General features: G+C 76.6%; 9 protein-coding genes. 6 read left to right on the top strand and 3 right to left on the bottom strand.

The window, feature by feature from the left end; all coding sequences use genetic code 11:
• The 4 genes from RKE29_RS26530 to RKE29_RS26545 all read left to right on the top strand — a co-directional run.
• The coding region (locus RKE29_RS26530) for a thiamine pyrophosphate-dependent enzyme (RefSeq protein WP_312008188.1) at positions 1-1,125 on the top strand (1,125 nt) is incomplete at its 5' end.
• Between the two features lie 9 nt (positions 1,126-1,134).
• The gene (locus RKE29_RS26535; protein ID WP_312008189.1) at positions 1,135-1,635 is read left to right on the top strand and encodes a helix-turn-helix domain-containing protein; all 501 of its coding nucleotides are present in this window, start codon (positions 1,135-1,137) and stop codon (positions 1,633-1,635) included.
• Positions 1,636-1,742: 107 nt separating this feature from the next.
• Complete coding sequence (locus tag RKE29_RS26540; RefSeq protein ID WP_312008191.1) at positions 1,743-2,192, top strand: SRPBCC family protein; 450 nt, start codon at positions 1,743-1,745, stop codon at positions 2,190-2,192.
• A gap of 57 nt (positions 2,193-2,249) precedes the next feature.
• Positions 2,250-2,624, top strand: a complete 375-nt coding sequence (locus RKE29_RS26545; protein ID WP_369016062.1) for a hypothetical protein — start codon at positions 2,250-2,252, stop codon at positions 2,622-2,624.
• A gap of 88 nt (positions 2,625-2,712) precedes the next feature.
• Here RKE29_RS26545 and RKE29_RS26550 read toward each other — a convergent pair whose 3' ends face one another.
• The gene (locus RKE29_RS26550; protein WP_312008193.1) at positions 2,713-3,312 is read right to left on the bottom strand and encodes a TetR/AcrR family transcriptional regulator; all 600 of its coding nucleotides are present in this window, start codon (positions 3,310-3,312) and stop codon (positions 2,713-2,715) included.
• 188 nt (positions 3,313-3,500) lie between these two features.
• Between RKE29_RS26550 and RKE29_RS26555 the strand changes: the two genes are divergently transcribed.
• Complete coding sequence (locus RKE29_RS26555; RefSeq protein WP_312008195.1) at positions 3,501-4,958, top strand: DUF2252 domain-containing protein; 1,458 nt, start codon at positions 3,501-3,503, stop codon at positions 4,956-4,958.
• 262 nt (positions 4,959-5,220) lie between these two features.
• Here RKE29_RS26555 and RKE29_RS26560 read toward each other — a convergent pair whose 3' ends face one another.
• Together RKE29_RS26560 and RKE29_RS26565 are read right to left on the bottom strand one after the other, a co-directional pair.
• Positions 5,221-5,784, bottom strand: coding sequence for a hypothetical protein (locus tag RKE29_RS26560; RefSeq protein ID WP_312008197.1), 564 nt, complete (start codon positions 5,782-5,784; stop codon positions 5,221-5,223).
• 241 nt (positions 5,785-6,025) lie between these two features.
• Positions 6,026-6,520, bottom strand: coding sequence for a PaaI family thioesterase (locus RKE29_RS26565; RefSeq protein ID WP_312008198.1), 495 nt, complete (start codon positions 6,518-6,520; stop codon positions 6,026-6,028).
• Between the two features lie 103 nt (positions 6,521-6,623).
• On the opposite strand from RKE29_RS26565, the gene RKE29_RS26570 reads away from it, so the two are divergent.
• Positions 6,624-7,091, top strand: a complete 468-nt coding sequence (locus RKE29_RS26570; RefSeq protein WP_312008199.1) for a helix-turn-helix domain-containing protein — start codon at positions 6,624-6,626, stop codon at positions 7,089-7,091.
• The last annotated feature ends 38 nt before the right edge of the window (positions 7,092-7,129 follow it).

The raw sequence follows: 7,129 nt of genomic DNA on the forward strand, positions 1-7,129 counted from the left end.
CGCGGCGCCCGCGCGGCCGGCCCGGCGCTGCGCGCGCTCGGCGACGCCTGCGGCGCGCTGCTGGCCACCTCGGCCGTGGCCCGCGGGCTGTTCGCGACCGACCCGTGGAACCTGGACGTGGCCGGGGGCATGGCCACGCCGCTCGCGGCCGAACTGCTGTGCGCCGCGGACGCCGTCGTCTCCTTCGGCTGCGCCCTGAACCCGTGGACGACCCGGCACGGCGAGCTGATCGGCCCGGACGCGGCCGTGGCGCAGGTCGACCTCGACCCGCTGGCCCCCGGCCGGCACCTGCCGGTGGACCTGGGGGTGGTGGGGGACTGCGCCCGCACCGCCCGCGCGGTCGCCGCCGAGTTGCGCTCACGCGGCCACGCGGCGACCGGGTACCGCACCGCGCGGGTACGCGAGCGGATCGCCGCCGAGGGCCGCTGGCGGGACGTGCCGTACGAGGACGCCGGGACGGACGGCGGCGCGGAGGCCGGCGCGGACGCCAGGATCGACCCGCGCACCCTGACCATCGCCCTGGACGGCCTGCTGGACCGGGATCGGGTGATCGCCCTGGACTCGGGCAACTTCCTCGGCTATCCGACCGTCTACCTGGACGTGCCCGACGAGCGGGCGCTGTGCTTCGGACAGGGCTTCCAGTGCGTGGGCCTGGGCCTGGCCGCCGCGGTCGGGGCCGCGCTCGCCCAGCCCGGTCGGCTGCCGGTGTGCGGGACCGGCGACGGCGGCCTCCTGATGGCCGCCGCCGAGTTGGAGACGGTCGTCCGGCTGCGCCTGCCGATGGTCGTGGTCGTCTACAACGACGCGGCGTACGGCGCGGAGGTCCACCACTTCGGCCGCACCGGCTCGGACGAGGGCATCGTGACGTTCCCGGACACCGACCTGGCCGCCGTCGCGCGCGGCCACGGCTTCGACGGCGTGACCGTGCGCCGCCCCGCCGACCTGGACCGGGTGGCGGGCTGGCTCGCCGGGCCGCGGACCCGGCCGCTCCTGGTGGACGCGAAGGTCGCGGACCGCGAGCCCGCGTGGTGGCTCGCCGAGGCATTCAAGGGCTCCTGGGACGTGTCGGCCGGCCCGCGGCGTGGCCTGTTCTCACCTGCCGGGTTTCACGTTGAGACTAGCTAGTCTTGCCGCATGAAACGGACGTCGTTCGCACACTGGCCGTGCTCGATAGCGCGGACCATGGACGTGCTGGGGGACTGGTGGACGCCGTTGGTGCTGCGGGAGGCGTTCTACGGGATGCGCAGGTTCGACGAGTTCCAGCGGGAGCTGGGCATCGCCCGGAACACGCTGGCCGACCGGCTGCGGCGGCTGGTCGCCGAGGGCCTGCTGGAGAAGCGGCCCTACCAGCACGACCCCGTCCGGTACGACTACGTGCTGACCGAGAAGGGCCGCGACTTCTTCGGCGTGCTCGCGGCGATGGTCCGGTGGGGCGACCGCTGGCTGGCCGGCGAGGACGGCCCGCCCATCGCCCTGCACCACGACCGGTGCGGGCACGACAGCCACGCCGAGGTCGTGTGCGCGGCCTGCCGGGAGCCGCTGCGCGCGGAGGACACCAGCCCGCGGATGGGCCCCGGCTACCCGGAGCGGCTGCGCCGCCGCCCGGGCCTGGGGGACCGCTTCTCCGGGCCCTGACGGCGGCGCGGGGCGTCTGCGCGCGCGCCCGTACCGCGGGTGTGAACCACCGTGGACGGGGCACGCGAACGGTGCGCAGAGATGGCACACCGGGAGGAGACAGGAAAATGTCGCAGATCGAGGAGTCCATCACCGTCGACGTGCCGGTGAGCACCGCGTACAACCAGTGGACCCAGTTCGAGCGGTTCCCCGTCTTCATGGACGGGGTCGAGCGCGTCGAGCAGCGCACGCCGACCCTCACCCACTGGGTGGCGAAGGCCGGCGGGCAGCGCCGGGAGTTCGACGCGGAGATCACCGAGCAGATCCCCGACGAGCGGGTCGCCTGGACCACGGTCTCCGGCGAGGTCCGGCAGGCCGGAGCGGTCACCTTCCACCGGATCGACAACTCCCACACCAAGATCATGCTCCAGTTCGACCACGCCCCCGAGGGCATCGCCGACACTGTGGGCGACAAGCTCGGCTTCGTGCGCCGTCAGGCCAAGGGCGACCTGGAGCGCTTCAAGAAGTACATCGAGTCGCGCGGCGTGGCGGACGGCGCCTGGCGCGGCGAGGTCTGACCCGCCGTCCCGGCGCCCGTACCGCCCGCACGGCACGTACGCCCGGCGCTGCTGGACCTGATGTACACGACCGCCAACGGCTTCCTGCACGCCGCCGCCCTGGCGGGCTCGGCGGGCGTGACGGCGGTGGAGTTCGCCGAGCTGGCCCTCGGCTGGTTCCTGCTGTCCGCGGTGACCCCGCTCCTCATGGCGGAGGCCCCCGGGATCGACCAGGGCCGCTACCCCGGCGAGGCGGCGTCCTTGGAGGCGCACCTGACCGAGCTGGACCACATCCTGCGCACCAGCGTGGAGCAGGGCGTGGACGCCGGACCGCCGCGGCAGGCCAGGGCGCGGGTGGAGCGGGCGGTGGCCGCGGGCCACGGCGCCGACGGCTACGGGGCCCTGATCGAGCTGCTGCGCAGGCCGTCGGAGGAGCCCTCGCCGCTGCCCTGACCGCCGCGCGGCCGGCCAGGCGCCGCTTCCGTACGCGAGTGACCGTACGCGCGTGAACGCATGCGGGTGACGCGCGGATGCGGCCGGCTCAGCCCGGCCCCTCCCGCGCCGGGCCCGCCGCCGCGTCGAGCAGCGCCGCGGCCGCCGCGCGGGCCGCCTCGGCGGCGGTGGGGCAGCGGTCGTGCCGGGCGGAGAGCACCGCGCCGTCGTAGAGCAGGTGCAGCTGGTGCGCGAGCCGGGCCGGGTCGGCCGCGCCCGCCTGCTCGGCCAGCTCGGTGAACACCGCCCGCAGCGCCCGGCGGTGGTCGTCGGCCGCCTGCTCCACCAGCCCTCCCGGCCGGGCCTCGGCGGCCGCGCTGACGAAGGCGCAGCCGTGGAAGTCGGGCGAGGCGAACACCTCGCCCTGCGCCTCGAAGATCGCCAGTATCCGCTCGCGCGGCGTCCGGCAGCACTCCATCACGTGCCGGACGTGCTCGCTCGCGCGCGCGTGCCGGGCCTCCAGGTAGGCGCGGATCAGCTGCTCCTTGCCGCCGAAGGTGTTGTACAGGGACGCCTTCGCCACGCCCGCGTGCTCGATCACCCGGTCGATGCCGACGCTCTGCACGCCCTCCGCGTAGAACAGCTCGTCCGCGGCCGCCAGCAGGCGCTCGCGCGCCGACGGCCGCCCCGCGCGGCGGGAAGATCCCATGCCCCTCACCCTCCTGGACAGGTCTGTCTATCGTATCGCGGGCCCGGCGGCCGGCGCCCTGGTGAGGGGACCTGCGCGGCGGGCGGTACGGTCACCGGGCGGCCCCGGCGCTCGGGGCACGCAGGACGAGTGACACGAACCCGGCGGCCGGACGCTGACCGCAGAGAACCAAAGGGGAGGAGCGCGCCATGGCCGACGCGCCGGAGACGGGCACCGCGGCGGGCGCCGCGCGCCTGCCGCACGTGGCGGGCTTCGCCCGGTGGCCGATGGGCGGCGCCCCCAAGGAGGAGGGCAGGGCGCTGCGGCGGCGGGTGCCCCGCTCGGCGCACGCCCGGCTGCCGTACGACCCGGGGCGGCCCGGCGCGGTGGCCGCTGTCGAGCGGTCCAACGAGGGCCGGCTGCCGGAGCTGGTGCCCCTGCGGGTCGGGCGGATGGCCGCGTCCCCGTTCGCGTTCCTGCGCGGGGCGGCCGGGCTGATGGCGCACGACCTGGCGGGCACCCCGGTCACCGGGGTGGGCGCGCAGCTGTGCGGCGACGCGCACGCCGCCAACTTCGGGCTGTACGGGGACGCCCGGGGCGGCCTGATCATGGACCTGAACGACTTCGACGAGACCGTCCACGGCCCGTGGGAGTGGGACCTCAAGCGGCTGGCCGCCTCCCTGGTGCTGGTCGGCCGGGAGGCGGGCGCCGACGAGGACACCTGCCGGGCGGCGGCCCGCGACACGGTGGGCGCCTACCGGCACACCATGCGCCTGCTGGCGAAGCTGCCCGTGTCCGACGCCTGGAACGCGATCGCGGACGAGGAACTGGTCTCGCACGCCGACGCCCGGGACCTGGCGGGCACCCTGGAGCGGGTCGCGGAGAAGGCGCGCCGCAACACCAGCGCCCGGTTCGCCGCGAGCGCGACCGAGCCCGTCCCCGCGCCCGGCGGCCCGGCGGGCGGCAAGGCGTCCGGCCCGCCCGCCCGGCGCTTCGTGGACGCGCCCCCCGTGCTGCGCCGCGTCCCGGACGGCGAGGCGGCGGCCGTGGTGTCGGCGCTCGCCGAGTACCTGGCGACGCTGCCGGAGGACCGGCTGCCGCTGCTGGCCCGGTACGCGGTGCAGGACGTGGCCTTCCGGGTGGTCGGCACCGGCAGCGTGGGCCTGCGGTCGTACGTGGTGCTGCTGCTCGACCACCTCGGTGAGCCGCTGATACTCCAGGTCAAGGAGGCCCGCGCGTCCGCGCTGGTGCCGTACCTGCCCGCGGTCGGCTTCCCCGCGCCCGCGATGGTGCACGAGGGGCGGCGCGTGGTGCTGGGCCAGAAGCGCATGCAGGTCGTCAGCGACATCCTGCTGGGCTGGGCGACGGTGGCCGGGCGGCCGTACCAGGTACGGCAGTTCCGCAACCGCAAGGGCAGCGTGGACCCGGCCGCGCTGGCCGCCGACCAGGTGGACGACTACGGCCGGATGACCGGCGCCCTGCTGGCGCGCGCCCACGCGCACAGCGCCGACCCGCGGCTGCTGGCCGCCTACTGCGGCAAGAACGACGAGCTGGACGAGGCCGTGGCCGGTTTCGCGGCGGCGTACGCGGACCGCGCCGAGGCCGACCACGCCGAACTGCTTGCGGCGATCCGCGCCGGGCGGCTGCCGGCCGAGCTGGGGGTGTGACGGCCCGACAGGTGCGCGCCCGGTCCCTGGCGGCGCCTGGTTGCGCGGGCCGGAGGCGGGATCGTCCGACACGGCCCGGCGCGTCCGCGTCGCATGGCGCTCCTGCCGGGCGGGTGCCGTTTCCGGCGCGGCTGCCTGCCGGACGTCCGTGTCTGTCAGTCCGCGGGGTGCGGGCGAACGCCGGGCCCGACGGCGCGCGGGCGTACGGGGCCCGGGGCGCCCGGCCCGCCGTACGGGCGTACCCCGCCGGCCGCCTCGGGCCCTACTCCAGGCCCGAGGCGCGCAGCACCGCCCGCGCGGTGCCGCCGTCGATCCGCCGGGCCAGCCGGCGCAGGGCCCAGGCGCCGTAGCGCAGCGTGCCGCGCTCGGCCGAGCGCCGCGCGCCGGTCTCCAGCGCGTGCCACAGCAGGGGAGCGGCGGACAGGACCCGGGCGTCGAAGGCGACGTGGCCGCCGTCGGCGTCCCGCAGTACGAGCCGGGGTGCGGGCCCGTCGTACAGCTGCACGCCGGTCAGCGCGTCGGTGCGCACCCGGTGCGTGCGCACCAGGCCGCGCACCGCGAGCCAGCCCGGGCCCGCGGTGACGCGCGGCGGCCGCAGCACGGAGAACAGCAGCCCGCCCAGGGCCAGCCACACGTCGGCGCGGGCCGGGGTGAGGCCGCCGGAGGCCCAGTCGAGCGCCGCCGTCAGGGCGGCGAACCCCAGTCCGTAGCACAGCGCGTGCCGGGTGTCGGCGCGCCAGCGCGGGTCGCCGACGGTGTCCGGCGGCGGCCCGGCGCCGCGCCGTCCGGCGGGCGTCGTCGGGGAGTGACCGGTGTGCCGTGCCATGGGCCGACCGTAGACGCGGCCGGGGCGGGCGGGACCGGCCCTGACGGGTCCCTGACGCGGAGCGGTCCGTTCTTGGCGCGTCCGTGACGCGCGCCGGGCCCCGGCTCCTCGGGCTTCTGGGGGCGCCGCGGGCAGGCCGGGCCCGGGCACGTGTCCCGGAGCCGTCCGGCAAGGCCGTCCGGCACGGCTCCCGTCCCGGTCGTCCTGCGCCGTCCGGTCCGCGGGGGCCGCCCGGCGCCCGTCAGGCCCCGGGAGCCGGGAACAGCAGGCAGCTGCTGGTGGCGTGGGCCAGCAGCCGGTCCGCGGAGTCGTACAGCTCGGCCTGGGCCAGCGCGGTACGGCGGCCGCTGCTGCGGACGGTGCCTATGGCGCGCACCTTGCCGGTGTCCACGGTGACCGGCCGCAGGAACTTCACGGACAGGTCCAGCGAGACGTACGCCATGCCGTGCGGCAGCGTGGAGTGGACCGCGCAGCCGGCGGCGGAGTCGAGCAGGGTGGCGTGGACGCCGCCGTGCACGCTGCCGAGGGGGTTGTAGTGCTCCTCGCCGGGCTCCAGCGCGAACACCACCCGGCCGGGCTCGACCTCTTCGAGCGTGAAGCCCAGCGTGGCGCCGATGGGCGGACCGGGCAGCCGTCCGGCCGCGACCTCGCGCAGCAGGTCCAGGCCCGTGCCCTGCCCGATGGCGGAGGCCGGTATCGCCGGGTCCTGCCACTCGTACGTACGTGACCGCCGCATGTCCGTCCGCCCCTCTCATCTGACTTCGTCAGCCAAAGCTAGCTGTGGCCGGATCTGGCTGTCAATGACAAAGCCAGCCGCCTACAATGTCCGGATGGCCGAGATGACGTGGCTCGACATGGACACCGACAACTGCTCGGTCCAGCGGACCCTCGACCTGGTCGGGGAGAAGTGGACCCTGCTGATCCTGCGCGACGCCTTCCACCGGGTCCGCCGGTTCGACGACTTCCACCGGCACATGGGCCTGTCCGAGGCGGTCCTGGCCGATCGGCTGCGGAAGCTGGTCGCCGCCGGCATCCTGCGGACCGAGCCCTACCGCGAGCCGGGCGCCCGCACCCGGCACGAGTACCGCCTCACGGCCAAGGGCCGGGACCTGTGGCCCGTGATGATCGCCCTCATGCAGTGGGGCGACACCCACACGGCCGGCCCCGAGGGCCCGGTCGTGCGGGTCCGGCACGCCGCGTGCGGAGCGCCGGTGCGGGCCGCCGTCACCTGCTGCGCGGAGCACGGCGCGCTCGGCCCGCACGAGGTCGCCGTCAGCCCGGGCCCCGGAGCCCGCCCGTCCCGCTGACCGAGCCCGCGGCCCGCCGCCGCGCTGACCGGGCCCGG

Source organism: Streptomyces sp. B1866 (assembly GCF_031932565.1).
Lineage (GTDB): Bacteria > Actinomycetota > Actinomycetes > Streptomycetales > Streptomycetaceae > Streptomyces.

Coding starts and splice junctions, on each gene's coding strand:
- RKE29_RS26535 (WP_312008189.1), top strand. CDS start 1,135: ATGAAACGGACGTCGTTCGCACACTGGCCGTGCTCGATAGCGCGGACC.
- RKE29_RS26540 (WP_312008191.1), top strand. CDS start 1,743: ATGTCGCAGATCGAGGAGTCCATCACCGTCGACGTGCCGGTGAGCACC.
- RKE29_RS26550 (WP_312008193.1), bottom strand. CDS start 3,312: ATGGGATCTTCCCGCCGCGCGGGGCGGCCGTCGGCGCGCGAGCGCCTG.
- RKE29_RS26555 (WP_312008195.1), top strand. CDS start 3,501: ATGGCCGACGCGCCGGAGACGGGCACCGCGGCGGGCGCCGCGCGCCTG.
- RKE29_RS26560 (WP_312008197.1), bottom strand. CDS start 5,784: ATGGCACGGCACACCGGTCACTCCCCGACGACGCCCGCCGGACGGCGC.
- RKE29_RS26565 (WP_312008198.1), bottom strand. CDS start 6,520: ATGCGGCGGTCACGTACGTACGAGTGGCAGGACCCGGCGATACCGGCC.
- RKE29_RS26570 (WP_312008199.1), top strand. CDS start 6,624: ATGACGTGGCTCGACATGGACACCGACAACTGCTCGGTCCAGCGGACC.